At 56.2% G+C, this 22,464-nt stretch carries 26 protein-coding genes and 1 pseudogene; 10 read left to right on the top strand and 17 right to left on the bottom strand.

Annotated features, from left to right (window positions below; all coding sequences use genetic code 11):
* Position 1: 1 nt before the first annotated feature.
* The 3 genes and pseudogenes from GV044_RS06440 to GV044_RS06430 form a co-directional block, all read right to left on the bottom strand.
* A pseudogene (locus GV044_RS06440) lies at positions 2–298 on the bottom strand (RadC family protein); the annotation flags it as partial.
* A gap of 95 nt (positions 299–393) precedes the next feature.
* The gene (locus tag GV044_RS06435) at positions 394–819 is read right to left on the bottom strand and encodes a hypothetical protein (RefSeq protein ID WP_159867012.1); all 426 of its coding nucleotides are present in this window, start codon (positions 817–819) and stop codon (positions 394–396) included.
* Between the two features lie 37 nt (positions 820–856).
* Positions 857–2,095, bottom strand: a complete 1,239-nt coding sequence (locus GV044_RS06430) for a site-specific DNA-methyltransferase (protein ID WP_159867009.1) — start codon at positions 2,093–2,095, stop codon at positions 857–859.
* 24 nt (positions 2,096–2,119) lie between these two features.
* Between GV044_RS06430 and GV044_RS06425 the strand changes: the two genes are divergently transcribed.
* Positions 2,120–2,821, top strand: a complete 702-nt coding sequence (locus GV044_RS06425) for a hypothetical protein (protein WP_159867006.1) — start codon at positions 2,120–2,122, stop codon at positions 2,819–2,821.
* A 13-nt stretch (positions 2,822–2,834) separates the two neighbouring features.
* On the opposite strand, the gene GV044_RS06420 is transcribed toward GV044_RS06425, so the two are convergent.
* The 5 genes from GV044_RS06420 to GV044_RS06400 all read right to left on the bottom strand — a co-directional run bounded on the left by GV044_RS06420 (position 2,835) and on the right by GV044_RS06400 (position 6,896).
* A complete protein-coding gene (locus GV044_RS06420; protein ID WP_159867003.1) occupies positions 2,835–3,290 on the bottom strand; it encodes a hypothetical protein in 456 nt (151 codons plus the stop codon).
* A gap of 237 nt (positions 3,291–3,527) precedes the next feature.
* Positions 3,528–3,986: a hypothetical protein gene (locus tag GV044_RS06415; protein WP_236554759.1), complete on the bottom strand. Its 459-nt coding sequence runs from the start codon at positions 3,984–3,986 to the stop codon at positions 3,528–3,530.
* 414 nt (positions 3,987–4,400) lie between these two features.
* Positions 4,401–4,931, bottom strand: coding sequence for an HNH endonuclease (locus GV044_RS06410; protein ID WP_159866997.1), 531 nt, complete (start codon positions 4,929–4,931; stop codon positions 4,401–4,403).
* 170 nt (positions 4,932–5,101) lie between these two features.
* Entirely contained in the window at positions 5,102–5,764 is a 663-nt protein-coding gene (locus GV044_RS06405; RefSeq protein ID WP_159866994.1) for a hypothetical protein, read from the bottom strand.
* An 841-nt stretch (positions 5,765–6,605) separates the two neighbouring features.
* Entirely contained in the window at positions 6,606–6,896 is a 291-nt protein-coding gene (locus tag GV044_RS06400) for a hypothetical protein (protein WP_159866991.1), read from the bottom strand.
* A 270-nt stretch (positions 6,897–7,166) separates the two neighbouring features.
* Here GV044_RS06400 and GV044_RS06395 point away from each other — a divergent pair, with 270 nt between their 5' ends.
* Positions 7,167–8,558 carry a HEPN domain-containing protein gene (locus tag GV044_RS06395; protein ID WP_159866988.1) on the top strand — a complete coding sequence of 464 codons (1,392 nt, stop codon included), beginning with the start codon at positions 7,167–7,169 and terminating at the stop codon, positions 8,556–8,558.
* A 107-nt stretch (positions 8,559–8,665) separates the two neighbouring features.
* Here GV044_RS06395 and GV044_RS06390 read toward each other — a convergent pair whose 3' ends face one another.
* Positions 8,666–8,938 (bottom strand): hypothetical protein, encoded by a 273-nt coding sequence (locus GV044_RS06390; protein ID WP_159866985.1) that lies wholly within the window; start codon positions 8,936–8,938, stop codon positions 8,666–8,668.
* 63 nt (positions 8,939–9,001) lie between these two features.
* Here GV044_RS06390 and GV044_RS06385 point away from each other — a divergent pair, with 63 nt between their 5' ends.
* Positions 9,002–9,652, top strand: a complete 651-nt coding sequence (locus GV044_RS06385) for a hypothetical protein (protein WP_159866982.1) — start codon at positions 9,002–9,004, stop codon at positions 9,650–9,652.
* Here GV044_RS06385 and GV044_RS06380 read toward each other — a convergent pair.
* The gene (locus GV044_RS06380) at positions 9,615–10,373 is read right to left on the bottom strand and encodes a hypothetical protein (protein WP_159866980.1); all 759 of its coding nucleotides are present in this window, start codon (positions 10,371–10,373) and stop codon (positions 9,615–9,617) included. The genes GV044_RS06385 and GV044_RS06380 overlap by 38 nt on opposite strands.
* Positions 10,374–10,406: 33 nt before the next feature.
* Positions 10,407–10,889, bottom strand: coding sequence for a hypothetical protein (locus GV044_RS06375; protein WP_159866977.1), 483 nt, complete (start codon positions 10,887–10,889; stop codon positions 10,407–10,409).
* Between the two features lie 140 nt (positions 10,890–11,029).
* Between GV044_RS06375 and GV044_RS22705 the strand changes: the two genes are divergently transcribed.
* Positions 11,030–11,401: an HNH endonuclease gene (locus GV044_RS22705; protein ID WP_159866974.1), complete on the top strand. Its 372-nt coding sequence runs from the start codon at positions 11,030–11,032 to the stop codon at positions 11,399–11,401.
* Here the strand turns inward: GV044_RS22705 and GV044_RS06365 are convergent.
* From GV044_RS06365 to GV044_RS06345, 5 genes are all read right to left on the bottom strand, one after another.
* Complete coding sequence (locus GV044_RS06365; protein ID WP_159866971.1) at positions 11,386–12,318, bottom strand: glycoside hydrolase family 75 protein; 933 nt, start codon at positions 12,316–12,318, stop codon at positions 11,386–11,388. The genes GV044_RS22705 and GV044_RS06365 overlap by 16 nt on opposite strands.
* Before the next feature lie 86 nt (positions 12,319–12,404).
* Positions 12,405–13,523 (bottom strand): hypothetical protein, encoded by a 1,119-nt coding sequence (locus tag GV044_RS06360; RefSeq protein WP_159866968.1) that lies wholly within the window; start codon positions 13,521–13,523, stop codon positions 12,405–12,407.
* 156 nt (positions 13,524–13,679) lie between these two features.
* The gene (locus GV044_RS06355; protein ID WP_159866965.1) at positions 13,680–14,285 is read right to left on the bottom strand and encodes a hypothetical protein; all 606 of its coding nucleotides are present in this window, start codon (positions 14,283–14,285) and stop codon (positions 13,680–13,682) included.
* A gap of 96 nt (positions 14,286–14,381) precedes the next feature.
* On the bottom strand, positions 14,382–15,086 hold the full coding sequence (locus tag GV044_RS06350) for an adenylate/guanylate cyclase domain-containing protein (protein WP_159866962.1): 705 nt from the start codon (positions 15,084–15,086) through the stop codon (positions 14,382–14,384).
* An 11-nt stretch (positions 15,087–15,097) separates the two neighbouring features.
* Positions 15,098–15,610 carry a Pycsar system effector family protein gene (locus tag GV044_RS06345; protein WP_159866959.1) on the bottom strand — a complete coding sequence of 171 codons (513 nt, stop codon included), beginning with the start codon at positions 15,608–15,610 and terminating at the stop codon, positions 15,098–15,100.
* A gap of 25 nt (positions 15,611–15,635) precedes the next feature.
* Here GV044_RS06345 and GV044_RS06340 point away from each other — a divergent pair, with 25 nt between their 5' ends.
* From GV044_RS06340 to GV044_RS06330, 3 genes are all read left to right on the top strand, one after another.
* Complete coding sequence (locus GV044_RS06340; protein WP_236554758.1) at positions 15,636–16,052, top strand: hypothetical protein; 417 nt, start codon at positions 15,636–15,638, stop codon at positions 16,050–16,052.
* Positions 16,049–16,363, top strand: coding sequence for a hypothetical protein (locus GV044_RS06335; protein ID WP_201299022.1), 315 nt, complete (start codon positions 16,049–16,051; stop codon positions 16,361–16,363). Before GV044_RS06340 ends, GV044_RS06335 begins: the two co-directional genes overlap by 4 nt.
* A gap of 132 nt (positions 16,364–16,495) precedes the next feature.
* On the top strand, positions 16,496–18,055 hold the full coding sequence (locus GV044_RS06330) for a terminase large subunit (RefSeq protein WP_236554756.1): 1,560 nt from the start codon (positions 16,496–16,498) through the stop codon (positions 18,053–18,055).
* Here the strand turns inward: GV044_RS06330 and GV044_RS06325 are convergent.
* Positions 18,039–18,869 carry a hypothetical protein gene (locus GV044_RS06325; RefSeq protein ID WP_159866953.1) on the bottom strand — a complete coding sequence of 277 codons (831 nt, stop codon included), beginning with the start codon at positions 18,867–18,869 and terminating at the stop codon, positions 18,039–18,041. The genes GV044_RS06330 and GV044_RS06325 overlap by 17 nt on opposite strands.
* Before the next feature lie 181 nt (positions 18,870–19,050).
* Here GV044_RS06325 and GV044_RS06320 point away from each other — a divergent pair, with 181 nt between their 5' ends.
* The 3 genes from GV044_RS06320 to GV044_RS06310 are packed head-to-tail and all read left to right on the top strand — an operon-like array spanning position 19,051 to position 22,137.
* Positions 19,051–20,271: a phage portal protein gene (locus tag GV044_RS06320; protein WP_159866950.1), complete on the top strand. Its 1,221-nt coding sequence runs from the start codon at positions 19,051–19,053 to the stop codon at positions 20,269–20,271.
* Positions 20,272–20,279: 8 nt separating this feature from the next.
* Positions 20,280–21,020, top strand: coding sequence for an HK97 family phage prohead protease (locus tag GV044_RS06315; protein ID WP_236554754.1), 741 nt, complete (start codon positions 20,280–20,282; stop codon positions 21,018–21,020).
* Positions 21,010–22,137: a phage major capsid protein gene (locus GV044_RS06310; RefSeq protein ID WP_159866947.1), complete on the top strand. Its 1,128-nt coding sequence runs from the start codon at positions 21,010–21,012 to the stop codon at positions 22,135–22,137. The genes GV044_RS06315 and GV044_RS06310 overlap by 11 nt, the downstream gene beginning before the upstream one ends.
* The last annotated feature ends 327 nt before the right edge of the window (positions 22,138–22,464 follow it).

Here is a 22,464-nt window from a genome sequence, read left to right as displayed (position 1 = left end):
CTCAGATCAGCCCCTTGGCTTTCAATGAGACGTGCCCCTCGCGCCCGATCACGACATGGTCGTGCACGGTAACGCCGAGCAGCCTACCAGCCTCTGCGATGCGGTTGGTGATCTCGATGTCTGCGCGGCTGGGCTGGGCGTTGCCGCTGGGATGGTTGTGGACGAGGATCAGCGCCGTTGCGCCGAGGTCCAGCGCCCGGCGGATTACCTCGCGCGGGTGGATTGCCGCTTCGTCGATCGAGCCGTCGCCGACGTGCTCGTCCAGGATCAGCATGTTGCGCGCGTTCAAGCGGAAGATGGTTGTATGGCATTTTATCGTATCCGCATCACCACAAAAACCTGCGTCGGGCACACGGCACTGTGAGGATGGCTCAATCTGATAATCGGGCATTTTCAATCCACGCCATGAGCGCAAGCTACAGTGACGGTAACATCAGCGATTGAACCCGGAACGAGATCGGCCATTTTCTCGTCTGCTGGTCCCTGCTTCGCCTGTCCGAGGGTGTCGGCGGAGCCAAGATAGCGGAACAGCCGATCGGCGCAGTCGATTTCGCGGATTGAGTAGCTCGCTCCTGACTTGGAGCTATACCTCCGCGTTGTGGCAACGATGTTGTCGCCTTTCCCGCGTTCGACCTTCAGCAACAAATAACTCGCGTTAGGATCGCTCGCGACATCGAAGGGCTTACCCGTTTCGGCTGGCGGCGCTGTCGCCTTGACCGTGGGTTCGATTGCGGCGCTCACTGTCGTGTCGGCGGAGTCGTTTTTCTGCGAGCATGCTGAGAGAATGCCAATCGCGAGCAAGGCGGCAGATCGTCCCATCTCATTCCCCAGAACACATGCTTCATCGAAACTGTGGCTATCGCCGAGACAGGGGCTTCGCAAGCGGCGCTGCCTTCTTTGCTGCTACCGTCGCAGCATACTTCGCGCGCTGCTCCGGCGACCATTCACGACGCTTCTTGGTCTGCTTGCCACCACGGGGCTTCGGAGGAGTGGGCGGAAGGTCGTCGTCGGAAGGCGCGGGAGCCAGATTGTCCTGTCCCGTCAGTTCCGCGCCGATGCGGCCCTCAGCGATCTTGAAGATCGAGCGGCCATCTTCGAGGAAGCCGTTCTCCGCACCGATGAAGCGGCGACCGGCGCGATGGGCGGCAACGCCCGTCGAGCCGCTTCCCATGGTGTGATCGAGCACAACTTCGTTGTCGTTGGAGAAGGTGCGGATCAGATAGTCGAGCAGAGCGATAGGCTTGGCGAACGAGTGCCCCTTCGAGTCCTTGGCAAAGCGGAGCACCGAGCGAGGGCAGTTGGCGAGGCCGACATACTTCTTGCCGCCCTGATCAACCTGAGTGTTACCCATATACTTTGTATTGCCGCCCTTTGGCAGCACGCGTGCGACTTCGACCGCGCCTTGCGGGTTGTAGGTCATCTGACGCTTCGAGCGCTTGCCGATGATGGTGCCCTTGCTGAAGATCAGGATGTCCTCGTGGCATTTGAGATGGCGAGCGCGAGCTTGAGCAAAGCCAGTGACACCGGGCTTTTCCCACACCAGAGCCTGCTTGAAGAGATCGGGAGCGGCGTTGATCAGCTTGGTGGTGAAGGGCTGAGTGGCGAAGCATACGATCGCGCCAGTGGGAGTGACGACGCGGCGAAGCTCCTCCATGTGAGCGTCAACGTTGATGACGGGATCGAAGCTGGTGCGGGTGATGCCATAAGGAAGATCGAGCAACGCGAGATCGATGCTGGCGTCGGGAAGGCCGCGCAGCATCTCCAAACCACAGCCATCGATCAGGACGGGCTGGCCGACTGCCGTGGGAAGTTCGATCTTGTGATCGTCGTTAGCAGGCTGCGGGGGGATCGTCGGCGAAGTCGCCACGATGCGCCAAGCATCGTCACCAGCTTCGATGTAAGGGCTTTCGGTGACGAACTCAGCCATGCGCTGGCGGATCATCATCAGCGTAGCGGGCGTGCCAGCCATGAGCATGTGGCGAGCGATGGTGGGAGCGTTGCGGAACTCGAAGTCCAGCGCGGCGACGAAGGTTTCGTCAGGGACGTCGCCGGAGACTTGGCGAGCGGTCTTCGTGGCGGTAGCGAGATGGATCATTTGTGGCCTCATCGGTGCGTTTCGATGAGCCTGTTTTTTCATACCTTGATCCAAGTTCGGGGGTTTGCAAGATTGCTCGTCATGGATGACGAAAATGTTGAACTGTCAGAACTAGATAGCCCGCGTTATCAATATGTGAGGCGGCTAAAGCGGACCATCACTGGTCAGGCCGTCAAGCGTGAAAAAGCATTCGAGTGGGCGAAGCGGATGGCTCCACAAGTCGAGCGAGCGCGGCAAGCGCTTGAAGCCAGCCAGTCACCTGAAGATCGGAACTCTGGGAAGCGCTTTGACAGCGACGAAGCACTGGCCCGTTGGCTGAATGCCAAAGGCGCTCGATCCGTGGACGGTCACCGTGGCATCAGCAGGCAGCTATTCTCGCGCATCCTCAATGAGCAAATACCGAACTATGTCAGTCACTGCGTTTTCGAATGCCGAACGCGAATGACAGCGATGGCACTATCGGCAGACTTCGAGACTGCGGATGCTGCTGTGGATCGGCTAGAAATTAAGTATATCACCTATATCGCGGAAGCGTTGGCGTTAGGGAGACGATTTAGAGGTGAGTTTCCCGCGCCTCACGAAATGCTGATGGCAGAAGCCAGAGCGGCGGCGATTGAGGTTGCACAAGAGCAGCGAAAGGGGCGACAGAGCACGATGGCGGCTCGTGAAGGTCTTTGGAAGGACTACAAGCCTTCGCGGCCAGTCAGGCGCGTCTTCCGCACCTGACTGGTGCGCAAAACTATTTCTCTGCGCCAGCCTTCCGCGCGGCGACCGTCGCAGCGAATTTAGCTCGGCGCTCTTCTGACCAGCCATTGCGACCCTGACCAGCATCACTGCGCGGCTTACGCGCTTTACCTTGTGGTGGCGTCGTGCCTGCGCCAGCGTCGATCTCTTTATCGAGTTCGCCAGATTCCACGGTTGCCTTCAACTTCGACAAGAAGTCGGGGAAGCGTTCGCTCGGGATGTAGAAGGTGGACTTGCCCGAGATGGCGAAGGGAAGGTTGAGTTCCACGACGCTGTTTGCGACCTTGAACCACTTCCGTCCACGAGCCGGTTCGGTCTGCGCGAACTGCTCAGCAGTGCGGTCGATGCCCTTCAAGATCGGCGCACGCGCCTTCGAGGGATCGTGCGGCTTGCTGCTGAAAACTTCGTGAAGCTTGTCGTCAGCGAGTGCGAGCAAATCTTTCAAAGCCATCTTCCGTCTCCATAGTTCGATGGAAAACGGGTAAGACCGAACTATTAAGATTGTCAACTTTAGACGAGTGATGGAGTGACGGGCGAGTTTACTAAGCTTCCCGCCACCCCTGAGCATTCCGGCGCTTTGGTATCGAACCGGAGAGTCCATCATCCCGCGCACCATGCTGCGCGACCATAGAGGGACGATATTATTTATCTTCGCCACTGATTTGAGGCGTATGTCTTGAGCATCGCATTAGCGCTCCGCTGATTGGCGCGGCCTGATCGCTAAGCCTGCCAACGCCAGAGACAATGCTACGGCAGCAAGGTAAGGGGCAAACATTGTTACCGTCACCTCAAGTGATGTCGTCGCTTTGTGGTTCTTGTATAAACGTCTCTTTGTGGCAGATTTGTTATAAGTCTCGACTGCATCATTCACAAATTTGAAGTTCTCGGAGGCGAACTGCTTGCTCACGCTACCTTGGCCGTAGTTCGGTAGGACCGCAGATGCATCAGAGGTTTTTAGCCAGTCCCCCCGCGTCGCGAGCATCTTTCGCGCTGCTTTGCAGTCCACATCCTGCTCCCGAACAAGCTGATCGAAGTAAGGCGGCGAGTCCGACGACCGTTTGTAGTGGATGTCGCAGGTGAGTTGGCGGACACTCTCCAGACTATCGACGATAAAGCGACGCTCAGCGTCGAACTGCCCGGTTGTCATCTCGTATCGCACGTCCGCAAGCTGCGCACGCGATTGGAAGCCCGTGGCTATCAGAGCAACACCCCCGCTAGCTACAGCGACGTAGTTGATCGCTCGGTGAGCCATCTCGGACCTAGTTATTAGGAGTAAGAGGTGGGCTGCTATAAACGAGGCCAACCCGAACCACATCAGCGTGTGCAAATTGCCCGCCCACGTCGGCAGCATCGCATTTCTCCGGTATAAGAAACTATCGCTTCTGTGCCGGAGCTTCTGATCCTAGAAAAGAGGCGATCTCTGTGTCGCATTCCGCGATCGTCGTCTCGATCGACCTAAGCGCGTTCTCCGCACGGATCGCGCGATCTCTCCAATAGCGAACTTGCAGCCGCGATATTGCAGCGACCAGCAGAGCCACGGCTGTCGCGATGTCGGAACCGATCACGGCTTCTGTCCGCGCCACGAGCGCCATGAGATCACTTTCTGGATGCAATCCGTGCTGACATCGTAGCGGCGGGCGATCTCGACAGTGCTCACACCATCGTCGTGCAAGGCACGGATCGCTTCTGCCTTCGAGTAATCAAGTTTTCGCCGAGCACGGGGCAGGGTGCCGTCCCTGATGCTATCTGCGGCATTGTCGAGCCGGGTCTGGTAAACGAGATTCTCTGCCCGATTGTTTGTCTTACGGGGATCGGGATTGTGGCAGACCAGCAAACCCGCAGGACGCTCGCCGATGAACGTGAGGGCGATCAGGTGGTGGACATATCGGTTTCGACGGCGACCTTGCTCGTAGATGTTGACCTTGAGATAGCCGTTGCTGCGGTCGAGTGCCGGGATAAGCTTCTTTAGTTTGCCGCGCTTGTTCGTGTAGATGTTTCCGAGATCGTCCGCGAAATAGCCGGGATGACCGGGTATGGGTAGGCAAGTGAATATTGCGGTCGCGTTGGCGACGGTGATAGATTGGTGGAACACATGAAAGACTCCTCGTAGGAGAGCCTCATCACTTTCCTACGAGGTATTTATCTTGACGCCTCCACAAGCGGCGTTTGAGGTCGAATTTCGACCACCTTGAGCCTCGGGTAGTCCATCACCTAGCCGACGCTCATTCTTCCTAGATATGGCCGATCAGGGCGAGCGCACTATCAGGTGGCAAGCTGCAACGTTCGCCTAAGTGCGACATATATGAGTGAGCAGATCAAAGATAAGAAGATCATTATCATAAAGTCATGGTCTGACTTCGCGTTTCTATCTCTACGATAGATGATGTTCTCCGCCATCTTGTCATAACGGATCAGTTTTCGACCCTCGTAGCGCACCTCATAGATTTTCGCTCGCCGCACTACTCTCTGAAATTCGGGTTCGTGATAGACAGTCACGCGCTTTCCAAACGCCTGTTGTAAGCCGTCCCGAATGCATGTTTGATACGATCCCTTCCCCGCGTTATCTGCACATAGCAACGACAAGCTCGACTGGTGATCTCTGATGAGAGTGAGATCACCTGCGGTGCCCTTCTTGAGAATGCCCTCGGATACCTTGAGCTTATCGAAAGCGGTGATGTGCGCGTCGTGTTCGTTGTCGCTTTTGAACATCGAAGGAACACCGATCGCAAGAATGGCGAAGCAGACGACTGGAACTCCTAAGTAGGTCTTCCAGTCGTCGAAGCGACCTTGCCGAACTGAGTTTTCAATGAGGAAGGCAGCGACGAAGCCAGTGGCGACAAACGGCGCACTCCACCAGCCATGGGCCGCTACAGCACAGAAGAGCGATATGAGGCCAAGGGCAAAGAGGAACAACTTGGATGCCATTAGTTCTCGATTGCTGACTTGTATGTCCGAAGGCCAAGTTACGCTTGTCCTGCTACATCTACTGGTCCGTTCACGCTGCCGCGTTCACGAACCATTGAGTAGCGAGTTCAAGATAAACTATAAAGACACAGAGTTAAGACTTAATCACTCATCCTGCGAAGGGAAGAAACAACTCTATCCCCCTGAACCTTGAAAGGCTGATATAAAGGAGTGAGCAACCTCACTCCACGATCACTGAGGATCGAAGCTTTCAAGATTCAGGGGGTAGATGATTTCATCCTAGCTCGGTCGAAACTGTGGCTTGCGAAGGTTCTTATGTGGAAGGCGGTTGCCCGGTATACCTTCCTCTTCGCACTCTACCTGATCGTGTCCCGCCCCCAACACGGATAGGCAGGAAGATCAACAACGGTGGTGTATCGCCCCATGCCGCCGCCGTTTACTCTGACGATCATGGGACCGTGCGTTATCAGCGATAGATAGAGCGCACGTCTTGGTGCTGCGGCAGACGACAAATCTCCGCAACAGTGTCCCTGATCGGCAGCTTGACCGCCTGCGCTCGACACTCGCGCCGTTCCACCTAACATCCCCTCCAAAGTCGCCTTTCAGCTTCAAACTCCGAGGCAGGTTCGCGGTCACGGTAATCCGCATTCTTCCGTGTGGTGGTATGTAAAGGTGAGAATACCGCACTCGCGATCTTCCCTGCCATATTCATCTTCCAAAATAAGGCAGAGAGAACGAAATAAGGCAGAGAGCGGGAAGCGCGTAAGCTTGCTCGAAGCTACGCCATCTCCGCCGTCATTTAGACGACGATCTACACAGCCTTACGATCACGGCGAAAGCTTCAGAGCAGCCCGTTTTCGCGAAGGCTCTGTGCCATTTTCCTACCTTGCCGCTCGAACTCTGGGTCCGTCATCAGCCCCTGTTCTTTGCGTCGCATGTTGTCGCGCCACCACATTTCCTTGTCATACGCAGCCGGATCGCGCTTCCGCATCTCATTCAGATATTCTCGATCCGCCATTGCCGCTCTGTGAGCAGCCTTATCATCCGCGACCTTGCCGAGAAACCAGATGATGCCAACGATGATCGTCCCATAGCCGACGATGCGAGCGAGTTGGTCGATGGCCTCGAACATCTAGTTATTCTCCATGCTGTCTGGCTGTATCAGCGGACAAACGAGGCTAACATCGACGGCATAACTTTCGAAATGGTTAGCATTCTACGGCCTTGCCGCCTTACATCTGGATTACGGAGTTAGCCGTCCCATAGGGCGGCAACTACACGACTGGTCTACCGCGAGGATCGTGAGTTAGACCCCGCGACATGGGTCAAGCGCAGCAGGGCTTGCGCGTTTGGACAAATGGTTTCACCCTATGGAATCTGCCAAGAAGCTAGGTGATCAACAATGACCAAGCCAACCGATGTTCAGAACGTCAAGATTCTGTTCGCTGGCATCATCCGCGAACGTGAAGCATTTAGGGCGGGGCAGCGGCCAAACAAAGATAACTGGTTTAAGAAGATAGATGGTCCGCCCGGAAGCGGCTTCTTTTACACAGGTGACGATGGCTGGGAGGCGTTATCGGCCCTGAATGCATCCGCAATGAAGTCTGGACGGATTCTTCTAAGAGCGGATCACACGGCGACCAGAAGAATACTGGAGACTGTGCTGATGCCAAAGTTTGGCACCGAGGGCATCGAAGTCAATCACAAGAATGTTTCTCGTGCGTTGAGCGAAACTGTCAAGCTATCTAAAAAGCAGTTTGTAAGCCGCACTCACTTCATCCCTTGCCAACTATCAACCTTTTCGAAGGGCGGTGGCGTGAGCCTTGGGCCTGTGCGCTTCATAAGTCGGAGAGAGGCAAAGAGCGCGCTAAAGGTGGCGCTTGATCGGGAAAGATCAGGCGAATTCACAAAGGATAAAAGGGACCGTGATCACATCAGCCGCGCGCTTGCGCACTACAAAGGCTATCAATGGTTCGCACAAGTCACGGTCGCTGATTGTGCTCCCTCTCGTTCGGAGGAGATCGCGCTTACTGCCGCATCATCCGCCCTAGACCTACTTCAGGCGCTAATAGGTTGGCGGGGCGCAAGGGAGATGTCCGTAGCTGGGCAGTTCGGCCACTTCGACCGCACAGCAGCCATAGCGCGCAACGAACCAACGGGCGGACTGTCAATCACAACTGGTTGGCGAATGCGTGGCGGCACACTTCCCGACGATTGGCCGGATCAACTTGCCAGAGACATGGATCACGGGCTCGAACAAGCGGGCCTCATACTTCAGTCTCGCGTTAATCCTGATCTTGTTCGACCGGTTTCTCAGCGGCTTCTCGATGTCGCGCAATGGTTTGGGGAAGCCGTAAGAGACCCCTCGCCAAGCACTAGAGTGGTCAAGTTCATAACCGCGATAGAGCGCCTGACACTTACCGAAAAGGTCGAAGACATCGCTGAAAGTGTTTCCGAACGGGTGGCTGCGCTTACCATAGGCCAGATAGATAATCTTACATTCTACCCGAGCAAGAAACTCTTCAAGAAGATTTATACCGTCCGATCAGAACTAGCCCATGGAACAATCTCGCCAACCGATCCGAAGGTTATCGCCGTGGTGGGCAAGGCAGGGGATTATGCGGAAATCGCACTCTTGCGCGCACTTTTCAATTGGGGGGCTGAAAACCTCGAACTGACTAAGTTCACGCCTGCTAAACTTAGAGGATGGTTCGAAGAGATCATCGTCGTATGTAAGTCTGATGAAACCGTGGGCGTTATGAAGGTGGAGGACACACCTTCAATCCGTGAGTAACACGGCGTGCGCGCGTAAAGATCGTCTACCTCATGGCTCCGTTTCATCAAAGATGCAGATGAGCGAAACGGGTAGGTCGCTCGACGCTACGACATCGACGTTTTCATCTATGACGATCTCAAAGGAACGACGCGCGCTTCGGTCTGTGAAATCATATGCGCACGCATAATGACACGTCCACCTTGATCCACCACATCAGCGGTATGGGGTGGCTTGGTCCGTGGCTTAGGATTTTCGAAGTAATCGACAAGCAGTTCGCATAATTGCGCTTCACCCGGGATTTCGAACGCGGGTTTTCCTGAGAAACCTACATCACCATAATCCTGCCGGTAGATTTCTATCGTCCAGATTGGCTGTTCTGGTGTGTCAAAGTTGACCATGTTCGCTCCCCTCTGTGAGCACAGGAGATGCGATGGCAATCCTATAATGCAAGGCGCAACTCGATGGCGGGTGCTTTCCTAAATACCTTCATCATGATCAACTCGCGCTTCTCGCTCTCCGGTGATGCCACCCTCTTTGCTGGTGAGGCTTTCAGCGCTGAACTGGCATTCGCCGATGGCGACGAACATCCAATCGCGCTCACTGGCCGCACCTTCGCGTTGACCATCTTCCGCAAGCACGACCGCACGGTGGTCCACAGCACGGCAGGGGCGGTGATCGAGGGCGCTGATCCGCACGTGCTCTTCACCATTAGCGGCACGACCACGGAGACGCTCTACGCGCAAGCCGACAAGGCGCTCCGTCTGGAGATGGCGGAGATACTGCCGAACGGGAAGGACGTGTGGGTGGCGGGCAATCTGCGCGTGCTCGCAAGCGCGGGACCGATCTCGATGACCGATGCAGACGGAGCGCCTGCCTCGACCGACCGCCTCACGGTTCTGCCGACCCGGCGCGTGATCGTATCCAACCGCGCGCCTCCTCCGTTCCTCGACTTCGCTGCCGTCGAAGATGTCGAAACCGGCACGAGCGCTGACAAGATCGTCACACCGGCATCGCTCGCGCCGATCCACAGCGCCATCATCAATCTCGCGACGCAATTGATCCGAACGCAGACGATCACCGCTCGCAATCTCCCCGCGCACGGTCCCGAATAAAGCGGCTGATGTTACCGGCAGTCCACTCCTTGTCGTAAGCAGTCCTGTGGCCTCTTTCGTTGAGCCAACCGGCAATCTCGCGATTGGTGGTCGAGCCGTCGAGCTTGGCCTGCCCAATTAGGCGCGCTGATGTATCGTCACGATCTCTTTTCTCCTGATCTCGCGGGAGCATCGTCGAGAGCGTGCCGAGGGACCAGCGCTCCCCTTGTGGCGGTTTGTGGCCGATGCGGTCGAGGTAGAGGCAGATGTCTCGGAGCAGCACGCACCCTTCAGCGCGAGCTTGTGAAACCAGTGGCAGCACAGCCGAAACTCTTGCCGCACGCTGTTCCCGGAGCTTCGCTGCCGATGAAGCAATCGCCTCTGCTGATCGCGCGGGTCGTGTGCCGGGGAGTTCCTTCTTACGCTTGCGTGCGCGGGCTTTCGGCCTCGAACGAGGACGGGAAAGGGCAAGTGGTTGGTCCGCTCCCCTGATCTTCGAAACAGCCGCGACATTGCCGCAGACCGGCTGACATCCGATGATAGAAGCTTCCATGCGGATGTGCGCAGACGTCGAGCCGGTGATCAACGGTTGGGTAGCGTTGCAGTAGATCGTCGAGTGGATCGCCACCGCAGATTGAGTCTTCCCGCCAACGATCTCGCCTTCTCGCAACCGGTGGCGAAGTGGTAGTTCAAAAGCTTCAAGATAGTCGAGTAGGAGAAGAAAAGCAGGCGGGTGGCTCACCCGATATTTATCCGCGTGTTAGGCGAGAAAACATCATCCTCGTGGGCATTTAGTGCCGAGAGGGTAGCCTGACCTTGACCTAATAACCTTGCAGCGCTTGTTCAGAGGTCCAAATACCACTGCCGCCCGTGTTTTCATGTAGCGCGTGGCAGCGTAGATTTCGTCTAGGTTGTAGATTGAGGCATTCACGCCCTCATTTTTATGCCTCTCACAACGCATTCCGAGAAGCACATTCTGTAGATTGCTTCGTTTCGCGATATCTTTGTAGGTGAAGTAAGAGACCTTACCGCAATCTGAAGTCTTGTATATTATTCGGATTTCGTCGCCGAAATCATAGAGGTAGAACGGCGCAGCAGAGACACCAACTCTGGTGTCTTTGTTTTCGCAATACCTCTGCCGATGGTCGGCGCACTTCACTTCGGAATACATGGCAGCGCCAAAGGCGAGGGTGGGTGGTTCGTCCACCGTCAAATCGGACGCGGCGGCAAATAGCAGACCTACCATCAAAACCAGCATCGGCGTCCTCCGCGTCTAATCCAGCATCCCCTTATCGGTGACAGGTGAACGACTGATTGCAGGCAGGCATACACCAGAGAATGTCCGCTCACGCGATGGCGTGCAGTTCTCGGCGCATCTCGACTGCCTAAATAGCGGATATGCCCGACATCCCCGCGACATTTGGCCGCAGGAGCCCCGCACAGCGCCGAGGAGGTTCCGCCACGCTGCGCGACCATTCACGCGCGTATCGCCGCCTCAGAGGCTCTCTGCTCGATAAGGAGCCACTCTGCCGCTACTGTCGAGCGGAAGGGCGGATCGCCGCTGCTACGGTCCTCGATCACATCGTAGCCTTGTCGCTCGGCGGAGCGAACGATCCGGCGAACCTCGCTCCCGCCTGTCAGGAGTGCAATGCCGAGAAGGCGAAGGCGGAGCAGCGCTTCCTTGCGCGCTGCCTCCATCCTCGTGACATCATGGCCGACGTGGAACTCGGCAGTTGGATCAGGCGCGCTGCCGCTCAACCGGGCTTGTAAACGGCACTACAAGCTCGCAGCCGCTTCTCACCGCCCCACTGCTGAAACGCTGCTGCGGCATCGCGCTCTATGCGCTCCCGCGTCATGTATGGCTCGGCGCTGTTCTTGGTTCGCGGGAAGATCAGCGTGAAGGTCTTGCCAACGTGCCAGCCTTTACCCTGATAGGGCTTCTTACCACGCACTTCGAGGTAGTTGGCAGGGGACGAAGTCTTGCCAATTAAGTCGGCTGCGAGAGCCAATGATATCTCACCCAACGACTTCGACGGTCCCATGTCTCCTGCCACGGCGTATCTGATAAGTTTACCATCACCAGACATTGTGACCACGAGATCGCCGATCTGCGCACCTCGACTTTCGAAAGGCGTAGCAACACCCTTGCTCGCTCGCTTTGGAAGAACGATTGCGGGCACTGCGAGTGCATCGGTATAGTTTAAAATGTCACAGACGTTGGAAATGCCCGCCTTGTGCAAGGTCGTCGCAGAGACGAGGTAGCCATCAACTTCCGGGCAGGGCTTTCCATTCTTGAACGATATGATGCTTGGCGAAATCTTCGTCGCCGCAATCTGGGCAGCAGGCCAACCGTTTACCTTCGCCTGTTGCGTGGCGATGCGACGAGTTCGAAGCTGATCGCTGGTGAGACCCGCACAACCATCCGACATCGCATTGCAAAGATTGTTCAAGGCGGTCTTCTCGCCCCAGAAATCATCCACGCTGTAGGAGCGCCGCGTGCCATCTGTGTTGATGTTCATGGTGTCGGCAAACAGGAGCGCCTTGCCGCTCTTATCCGACCAGACCGCAACGGATTTCTTCCCGCCATCGTCGGGCTGACTAAAGGCCGACGACATCCCACAAACGTCAGACTGCGCGTTTGCGGCGCTGCCAAGAAGCAGAAAAGAAACGATGATTGCACGACGCATTGAAGTTCTCCCCCAAAAGAACGATCCAGCGCGACCCTGTTGTTTGATGATGGTGCTTTTAGTTCGTGCCGGTGTCAAGCAACAGACTACTCGTCAAACGCATCCACAGCCCCGCCCCATATCCATCCTTGCCCGAAGGTCTTGGTGAGCGGATCGCTGTAGATGATGCACAACCACTTTCCCTCCCGTGCTGCTATCGCAACTGTGTCATCGCGCGCCAAGAGCGCGACTTGTGGACTGGACTTCGAGTGGTCTGATCGAACGATTCCGCGACCTATGATGGTGCCTTTAGGCAAAGCGGATACCTGTTCGAGGTATGCTTCTTCAGCCGCTACGCCTTCCTTAAGTTCGTTTATGCCTTTGACAGTTAGCTCAGCAGTGCTGTGTGCGGCAGTGGCTTCCCGCCTCGCAGCAACAAGGTTCTTGTGGTCTTCTTCCGTAAAGTCTGGAGCCATGATTTGATAGGCGAACATCAAGATCGCCAGATACTCACCCGGACCCCATTTGACCGGATTAAGCCTGACTATAATGTGTAGTAGAATGTCTAAGAGCTTCGAGCGTAGCTCATCAGCTTCATTGGCTTCGTTGGCATCTATATCGACACGGACATCGCGCCAATCACCGACATCAAACGCTTTCAGCAATCGAGCGAATTCGACAGTCTGCGCTGACGGGATGCCAGCAATTTGATCTACAATGCTTTGGTGCTGGGAGGCAAATCGCTTACCGATCTCTCCTGCTATGCTGAAAACTGAATCATATTTATCTAGCGAAAGCTTCAGCGCCTCGTTGATCGAGGTTAGGCCGACGCTTTGTCCCTTCGAGAACATGCCAAGGTGATCTTGATAGTTACCAACCAGAGCACGGCCAAGGCGAGTGCTAGTGTGTTCCGTCGCCTCGCGCATCAAAGCATCGAACGCAGAGTTGCGACCCAACGCCGCAAAGCTCGTCCCACTTACCGCCTGCGAGAAGAGTTCGGACAAGCTGCGTCCGATCCCAAGGGTATTAGGCATGGCCGATGCTATGCCGTCATTGATAGCCTGCTGCGAGGCTGCGAACGCGCCAGAGGCAATCCCGATCTTGCCGTTTCGGCTCATCCCCATGGCTTCAGAGAAAAGGTCTCTGCCCATCAAGGCGTCTCGAAATCGATCCCGCGACCCGCCGATTGTGCCGAGCGTCCCCAAGCCCATCGCTTCGTCGATCATACGCTGATGTTTGAGCGCGTCTCGATATGCTTTGCCTAGATGGTCCGTCATCGCGCTAAGGTCTGCCTCGTTCGACGCGACACAGCATAGGGGATCGGGGACCGATCTAATAGCGCAGATTGCTACTCATCGCGGGCGGACTTGGGCAGTTGAGGACTAGGCTGGTTGAGAAGGAGGGGGCGCATCTGGTGGCATACTCAACGAGAGTTCCTGTCCAAAGATTTCAGCCAAAGCGCCGTGCCGCGCTACAAGCCAATCCATCTGCTTCTCTTCGCGAGAAATGTAGTCATCGTTGATAGGTCTTCTACCGGCGTTCATGTCCGCGATGGCTCTACGGCTTACAAAGAGAAGGTGCGCCTTGGTGTTGATTTCATTGAGCGCGGCCTCAACTTCGGAGGCAAAAAGAAAGCGAGCGGCCTCGCGAGCGATGAGGAAGCGTCTTTGCACCTCTAGTGAGGGTCTATCGGCAACCATCATTATTTCAGTCAGAAAAGCATCAGTGGCGGAGTAAACTTCCACTCGACGCTCATATAGCTCGCTGCGGAGTGTAAGCTCCGCAAGCTGCGTCTGACGTTCGAGGATGCGTGTTTGGCGATCCGAGATGGCGGTCTGCTTCTCGCTAATCTTCATTTGGCGTTTGCCGATGATGACTGCCGCAATGACGGCAGCGATCCCCGCAACGAGAGTAGCCACGGCTCCCGCAAGCGTGGCGAAGGCGTCCCATGTGAAAGAGTGCCAAGCGATGAGTCCGGTGTCTTGCATCGTTCTCTCATACAGAGGGGGCGGGTGAAATCATCCCGCACCATCTTACCCGCCAACCGCCGTCCAAGTGTTTATCTCTGATGTCAGATTAGAATTTCACGGCTTCTTGGTGTAATGAGTGGAGTAAACGGTGCGCGCCTCTCCGGCGAACTCGAATGAGCGTTTCGTCCAGATGTCGATCGTCCCCGATACCTTCCCATCGTCGGCCAAACGGCTGTAGCATTCAGATGATATATAAACACAGGACGGGTAGTTACGAACATCCGACAATTTTGCGGCTAGACTTGGAGGTCTGCCGATCCAGATGAGGTCATTGTGGTTTCTGATGCCCGCGCGAACTGCCCGTGCGTCGCCAGTATCAATGCCGACGCAGTTCTTTAGTTTGATGCTGTTGTTTCTGATGGATTGAAACTTACTGGTCGCCTTCGGACCAAGTATGTGCTCTACAGTATAGAAGATTTCACGGGCACAGAAGCTGGCTTCGGTGTGTCGGCGTTTCCCTAAAAAGACGCCCATGACGCGATCGCCATCAAAGCTTCTGATCTCCCCGCCATAAGCGCGGATCAACCTTGTGGCACAGTCTAGATAAGCTCGGATGATTTTCGCCGTAGTTTCCCAAGGACATACCTTGGTAAGCTTGGCTGTTGCTGCTAGGTCAGCATATAAGAAGACTGCGTCAAGCTTGACAGCTTGACTATTTGTAACATCATCTGAGGTCGGGACAACGGTCCCATTTCGCTCAACTAGAGACGTGTCAAACACCTTGTCAACTGCATCACCAAGTATATCAACCCATGCCATTCGCGTCCGTCCTAACCGGGAATGCTGAAAACTTTTGACGTTTGAAAAGAAGATGCAGCTAAGAAAGCTGCAAATGGGATTAACGACAGAGCCATAAACACCGTAGCGCTTTTAAGATGATCATATTTCTTCGCAACGATTTTGGAATTTTGCCAAACCTGTCCGAGCAAGTCGGCGGTTAGCTTGTCGCGGTCTGATGAAAGCCACTCGCTTGAGAAGTTGGCTTCAGTGCGCTTGGCGATCTCCTTGAAATAGAACAACGAGCTATGTCCCCCATCGAGATGTGGATACGCGCTTCGATAAAGATTTACGATGACCACGGCCAAGCCCGCCACGGTCATCGCTAGTGGCACAGCAGACCACCACGTCACTAGACTGACCTTGGTGATGTTCAGGCACAAGACGGCAAGCTCGGCGGCAGCAACGGCAAATAGCGCCGATACCTTGCTATCGATTCGAGGGAAGAAGCCGGATATTAGGGTTAAATGGCGCTCGGCCAGTTCGAGCCGATCTTTTTCAGTCATCCAAAGCTCCAAGAATAAATACATCATGAAACGCGGAGCTAAATTAGGCAATCCCTCCACCCAGCAACTCGCGGGGACTTTCCGCAAGGATCGTCACGCTGATGTGGTGAGCATCGCCCCCGCCGTGCCCTCGAATACCCCCGCTCAACCCGCCTATCTCACGGCGGACGCTAAGCAGGTATGGAGCGAAGAGATCGCGCGTGTCACGGGCTGCGGAGCAACAGAAGCCGATAGCTCGATGTTTGGACGCTATTGCCAGATGGAAGCGGCCTTCCGCGTCCTGATCGCCGCTGGTGAGCTTCCCAAGGCCGCTCTGATCACCGAATTGCGCAGGTCCGCCGAATTGCTTGGCATCGCCGGGGCACGGTCCCGCCTCGCTCGCGTGGCACAACCTGCACAGCCGAACGGCAAGCCATCACCCTTCACGGTGCGCAAGCGATGATCGAGCCAGTCTTCACGGCAGAGGATCGCTCGATTGCTGTCCCGCCCGGTCATGTGATCAGAACCGACTACGTGCATGTCGATGCCGTGAAGCTCGCTTGTCGCGCTCGCATGGCAGTCGGCGATGTGGATCGCGCCTACCAGAAGCGTCTCCAGCTTGGTGATCGCCAGCCTTGGCCGTGCCCGCGCGGGCATTGGGAAGGGGATCGCTTCGTGATCGTGGACGGTAGACACGAGTTCGTCGCCGCGCTGATGCTCGGGATTGAATGGGTGCTTGTCGCTTGGGTGGAGCCTGCGGCTTCGAAGGGCTGACCGTCACCTAAATACTTGGTGGCGAAGAAACTTACCAAGGGATCATACGCGTGGACTGCCGTGGATTACGCCAAGCGCGTAGTGGCCCGGAAGATTGTAGCGTGCTGGCAACTGCGAGCCGCGTGTCAGAGGATGCTCCGCGATCTTGAGCGCGCTGATCTCGTGTTTGATGTCGAGGAAGTCGATAAGGTTTGTGAATTTGTAGGCGCGCTACCGCATGTGATCGGGCCGCTATCAGGCGAGCCGATAAAGCTTGAACCATTTCAGGTCTTCATCCTTGCGAACATCTTTGGCTTCCTAAAGCGCGACACTGGCCTGCGAAAATACCGGGAAGCTTTTATCTTGTTGCCGAGAGGCAATGCCAAAAGCACGCTGGCTGCCGCCATTGCGCTCTACATGACTTTCATGCTCGGGCAGGGCGGCGCGGAAGGTTACAGCGGCGCTACATCGCTCGACCAAGCCAATGCCGTGTTCCTACCAGCGCGAGCCATGGTGCAGTCGACACCAGAGCTTCAAGAGCTAGCTGGCATCGAAGTCGCCGCACGTTCAATCTACCAGCCTTCGACAGGATCGAGCTTCAAGCCAGTTAGGGCTCAAACCAAGGATGGCGGCGTAGTTTGGCTGGCAATAGCGGACGAGCTTCACCAAGCCATTGATGGGACACAAATCACGGCTTTTCGCACCGGAATGGGAAAGCGTCGCGGTGCCGATCCACTACTTCTAATCATCTCAACCGCTGGCACAAACTTGGCAGGTGTTTGTCGGCAAGAGCAGCTTTATTTTGAGTCAGTGCTGAACGGCACGATCTCCGACGACGCTAAGTTCGCGCTTATCTACACCATCGACAAAGAGGACTCTTGGAGAGACTTCAAAGTTTGGAAGAAGGCCAACCCAAACTATGGAGTGAGCGTCGATGAAGATCATCTTCGCCGAGAGTATGAGCGCGCACTTCAAAGTCCGAGCGCGCAAGCCGAGTGTTTGACGAAATACCTCAACGTCTGGTGCAACTCCGCTAGCGGCTGGCTCAACCAGAAGGATTGGGCAGATGCCGCCGATGCGTCTCTCACCATCCCTGCCAGCGCCCCGGCGTGGATTGGTGTCGATCTCTCAACCAAAACGGACATCACTGCTGTCACGCTGGTGGCAGGTCTCCCGAACGGTCGTCGCGCCATTGTGCCGTTCTTGTTCCTGCCCGAAGGGGCGCTCCTGCGGTCGAAGAACTCGAAGGCTTACGCGGAGTGGGTCGAGAGGGGCGCGATCCTTATGACGGAGGGCTCTGCGAGCGATCACGAAGCCGTCGAGCAGCATGTGCGCGAGCTATGTCGCACCTACAATGTCCAAGGCGTCCTGTTCGATCCTTGGCAGTCAGCTTCGATGTCACAGCGCCTTGCCGCAGATGGTATGACAGTGATGGAGTTCGCGCAGAGCGCCTCAAACTTTTCACCAGCCATGACGGACTTCGAAGCCGACTTGATGAACGGGAGGATCGTTCACCCGGACAATCCGGTGTTAAACTGGATGGCGGCAAACATCTCAGTGAAGTTGCGCGGCATCATGCGCTCGCCAGTGAAGCCGAGCGGGCAGGATCACTTAAAGATCGACGGAATGGTCGCGGCACTGATGGCCTATGCGGCATCTACGGCTGAGCCGGAGCCTCCCCCAGCGGAGTTGGAGATTATTGCGCTGGATTAGGGCTAATCGTCGATCCGAGAGGCTTCTTCCTTTTGACCTTATCGCGGTTTTCTACCATTGTTGCCAGCATGCTTTCACCCCACTGAGTAAGCTCGACGAGTTTGGCGGGAAAAGCTCTAAGCGTCATGATGAAGACGCCGTTACTGACTCTACCGTAGTTCTCAGAGTGGTAATTCTGCATATAGACCACCTCATCAACCTCGCGCGCGCTCAGGGTGTCTGCTCCTTCCTCGAAGAAGCACTCATAAAGTGGACCTTCCACTACCATCATAGGAATAAAGAAGCAGATGTCTCCGGACACATCGGAGTAGGTTTCGTCGCATCTCTCCTGCTCGTGGATCGCAGCCTTGAATGCCGACAGAATTCCGGACTGTATCTGATTTGTCTTCCCGTCTCTGAAAGCTGCGTATGATCGCGCAAGATGCTCCGGATTCTTAAACGGTCGCGACCGCTCGATTCCCTTATATCCGAGCGGTCCCGGAGGCTCAGTATTTGACCAGTTAAACAAACCAAAGCCCCGTGGCCCCTCGTAAGAACGTGGTTTGTTACTATAGAAGATAAACGGATCAGCCGTCTTTTTGACCTCGATAAGAAGGTTGATTACGCATGTGACTTCGGGCTTCTCGTCTACGCCATTGAATATACGATAAGCAGCGACATCAAGCTCACGACCCTTTCCCTCGTCTTTATCGACGAAGTAGACATTCTGGTTCGCGTTCCAACCTGCAACTGATAAACATGCAGCCACTTTCAGTTCGCTATCAAAACCCGCTTTTTGCGCGGCTTCAAGGACCTTCTCAATGGGTATCGGCATCACGGGGCCTTACTGCACAGCGGCAAAACTGAGAGCGAGCTTTGGAGCAATTTTAGGGCATTGTGAACGACGAAGTCCGGTTCCGAGCCGACCACGACGTTGACCGCGCACCAGCGGCAACCTGAAAGTCGCTGTTAAATCTCCAGCCTAGCTGAGATAGCGCCGGTCGGCTAAATATCGGATGAGCTTCTGGACATCCTTTGCCGACTTCGTTCTCGGACCTGTAGAAACTAAATCCTCGCCGATCCCGCAGCATTCGCCCGAGGCCATCGAGGTAGCGCTTAGAGAAGCCAGCGGCGACGGCGATCTCCATTTTCGTGTCAGCGCAGTCGCTGCATGCGCGCGCGTGATCGCGGAGGGCTTGGCGCTGCCGCCGTGCTACCTGCATCGTGAGACAGAACGCGGCAAGACGCTAGCCAAGGATCACTCGCTCTACCGTCTGCTCCACGACTCCCCGAACGAACGGCAGACCAGCTACGAATTCCGGGAGCAGCTTGGCTACCACCTTGCACTGAACAGCAACGCATTCGTTTGGGTGAACCGCTCCTCTGCGACGGGGCAGGTGCTCGAACTCCTCCCCTGCGATCCCGGCTCCGTTACGATCAGCGTGGACCAGTCCCAAATCGGCGGTCGTGTCGATTACTTCCTCTACGGTCAGGCGATGCCAGTCGGCAGCATCTGGCACCTCAAGGGTCCAAGCTGGCTGTCATGGCAGGGGCAGAGCACCGTTCGGGAGGCACGCTCCGCCATCGGTCTTGCACGTGCCACAGAGACCTACGGCGCTAATCTGTTCAAGAACGGTGCTCGTCCCGGTGGCCTGCTGTCGCCGACCGCCCCGCTCACGCCCGAACAGAGCGCCAACCTCAAGGCCATGTGGACCGCGCAAGCAACTGGCGTCGGCAATGCACACCGCACCATCCTCCTACCGGCTGGCATCACCTATGAACCCATGGGATCGACCGCCAACGATGCGCAGTGGATCGAAGCTCGACGCCTACAGATTGAAGAAATCTGCCGCTTCTTCCGCGTCTCGCCCACCAAAGTCTTTCAATCGTTGGGAAGCCAATCCTACGCTAGCGTCGAGCAAGCGCATATTGCCCACGATCAGGACACCGACGCGCACTGGCAAGCGCGGTTTATGCAGTCGGCGAACAAGGCGCTGCTTACGGATCGCGAGAAAGCGAGCGGTCTCACGATCTCGATCGATAACCGAGACTTCCTACGCGGAACGGCTAAGGAGCGCATGGAATACTATCAGCTTGGTATCGCAAGCGGCATTATCACCCGCAATGAAGCCAGAGAGATGGAAGGTTTCGACCGTTCCGACGACGCTTCGGCAGATACCCTGACTCCCGCCGCTAATCTCTTTGGTAACATCGGGCCGGAAGCTTCTGCGGAATAAATACCCGCATGACAAAGATGCAGAAGCTTGCCTGTGCGGGCCAGATTGAGATTAAGCTAGCGGAACCGGGCGGCGCAACGGCTGAGAAGACTTTCTCCGGCTATGGTGCAGTGTTTAACAACACGGACTTCGCGCAAGACATCATTGCTCCGGGAGCGTTCGCAAAGACGATCAGCGAGCACAAAGCCGCTGGGTCGTCGGTCGCGATGTTCTTCAACCACGATGCCTACTCGATGCCGATCGGAAAGTGGGTCTCGCTCGAAGAGGACGACTATGGACTCAAAGTCGCTGGCGAGTTTCTCGACACGACTGGTGGCCGTGATGCTTATGCGGCGGTCAAAGCAGGAGCCGTCACCGGCTTGAGCATCGGCTACATCGCCACCGGGTATGAGATCGACGGCAACACTCGCACCATCACGGAAGCCAAGCTGATCGAGATCAGTGTGGTGACTTTCCCATGCAACGATCTCGCACGTGTTTCGAGCGTGAAGAACAAGGAAGATGACATGACTGATGAAGATTTCCTCGCAAAGCTCGATGAGCTTGGTGTCGAGGCGGAAGATGCCAAGGCACTACTCGCTAAACGCAACAAGGCCGACGCCGAAGATGTCGAAGAAGAAATCTTGGAAGATGATGGAGTAGAGGGTGCCGACGCTCAGGAAATCGAAGAAGCTAAATATGATCAGGCGGCTGTTTTAGCGGCCATCAAAGCCATTGTTGAAACAACCAAGGAGATTCATGTCCGCTAATCTAATCACCGAACTCAAGACCCTCGAAACAGAGTTCAAGAGCGCGATTGCACGCGCCGACACTGCCGCTACCGACCGCCTCAACACCGCGATCTCGGACATGGAAGCCAAGATCAAGGCTTTCGAGACCGCCGCGAACCGTCCCGCCATCACTGGTGATGTGAGTTCCGAAGCCGAGAGCAAGGCGTTCGATCTTTATCTGCGCAAGGCCGACAAGGCCGAGACCAAGGCGATGTCGGCTCTAGTTCCGGCAGAGGGCGGCTACACTGTCCCCAAGGTCATCGACAACGCAATCACCAAGCTGATGATCGACATCTCGCCGCTGCGATCTGTTGCGCGCGTTGTCTCCGTTTCCACCCCTGACTTCCGCATCCCGGTCTCGACTGGTGGTGCTGCTTCAGCTTGGGTTGGTGAGAAGGCTGCTCGTCCCGAGACTGCCGCGCCGTCGCTGACCGAGATCGTTCCCGCATTTGGTGAGCTTTACGCTTCCCCCTATGTCACGCAGACCATTCTCGAAGACTCTCAGTTCGACATCGCCTCGTATGTCGCTGGTGAAGTCGCGAACACCTTTGCACAGGCGGAAGGTGCAGCGTTCCTCAACGGCGATGGCACCAACAAGCCGCGCGGTCTGCTCTCCGTTACTACCGCTCTGACTGCCGATGCCGCGCGTGGGTTTGGTCAGGTCCAGCATGTCACCAGCGGTGCCGCTGCTGACATCACGGCCTTGAAGCTGATTGACCTCGTTCACTCGCTCAAGGCCGGTTATCGCTCGAATGCCGTATTCCTGATGAACCGCGACACCCTTGGCCGTGTGCGCAAGCTTCAGGACACCACGGGCCAGTTCCTCTGGCAGGCATCGCTTCAGGCAGGCGTCCCTTCAACTCTGCTAGGCTTCCCCGTGATCGAAGCGGAAGATATGCCGACCGTCGCTGCCGGTAGCCTCTCGATCGCTTTCGGCGACTTCACGCGAGCTTATGTCATCGCGGATCGCGTCGGCACCTCGATGCTCGTAAATCCGTATGTGGCCGCGCCATATGTGGCATACCAGTCGCGTAAGCGCGTCGGCGGCACCGTGGTGGACTCAACGGCTTACAAGCTGCTCAAGACTGGCGCGTAATCGATCTACAATCGTCTAATGATGGGCCGTGGGAGCATTCCTGCGGCCTTTCTAGTTCGCTTTATCAGTCTTCGAGCGAGTGCGACGGTATTCCCGATAAACGCTTTCATCTACCTCTATGGACAGAGAGCCATTGTGCTCCGACCAGCGCCCCAGACACGACCATGCTTGATCCGTTGTGCCCGGAGCCGTGAGGGTGAGAGTGTCAGTTCCATACCTACTCTTGCCCAAACGGTAATGCGCCGGGTTGGCTCCACATACCTTCACTGCCTCCGTTAGCGGGCGTGTAACGCACTGGCGCTCCCGGTCGGCTTCACGATCACCGGT

Origin of the sequence: Novosphingobium sp. 9U (assembly GCF_902506425.1) — a bacterium.
Classification (GTDB): domain Bacteria; phylum Pseudomonadota; class Alphaproteobacteria; order Sphingomonadales; family Sphingomonadaceae; genus Novosphingobium.
The sequence above is the reverse complement of the archived record's forward strand: the minus strand, read 5'-3'. Positions and strand labels throughout refer to the sequence as shown.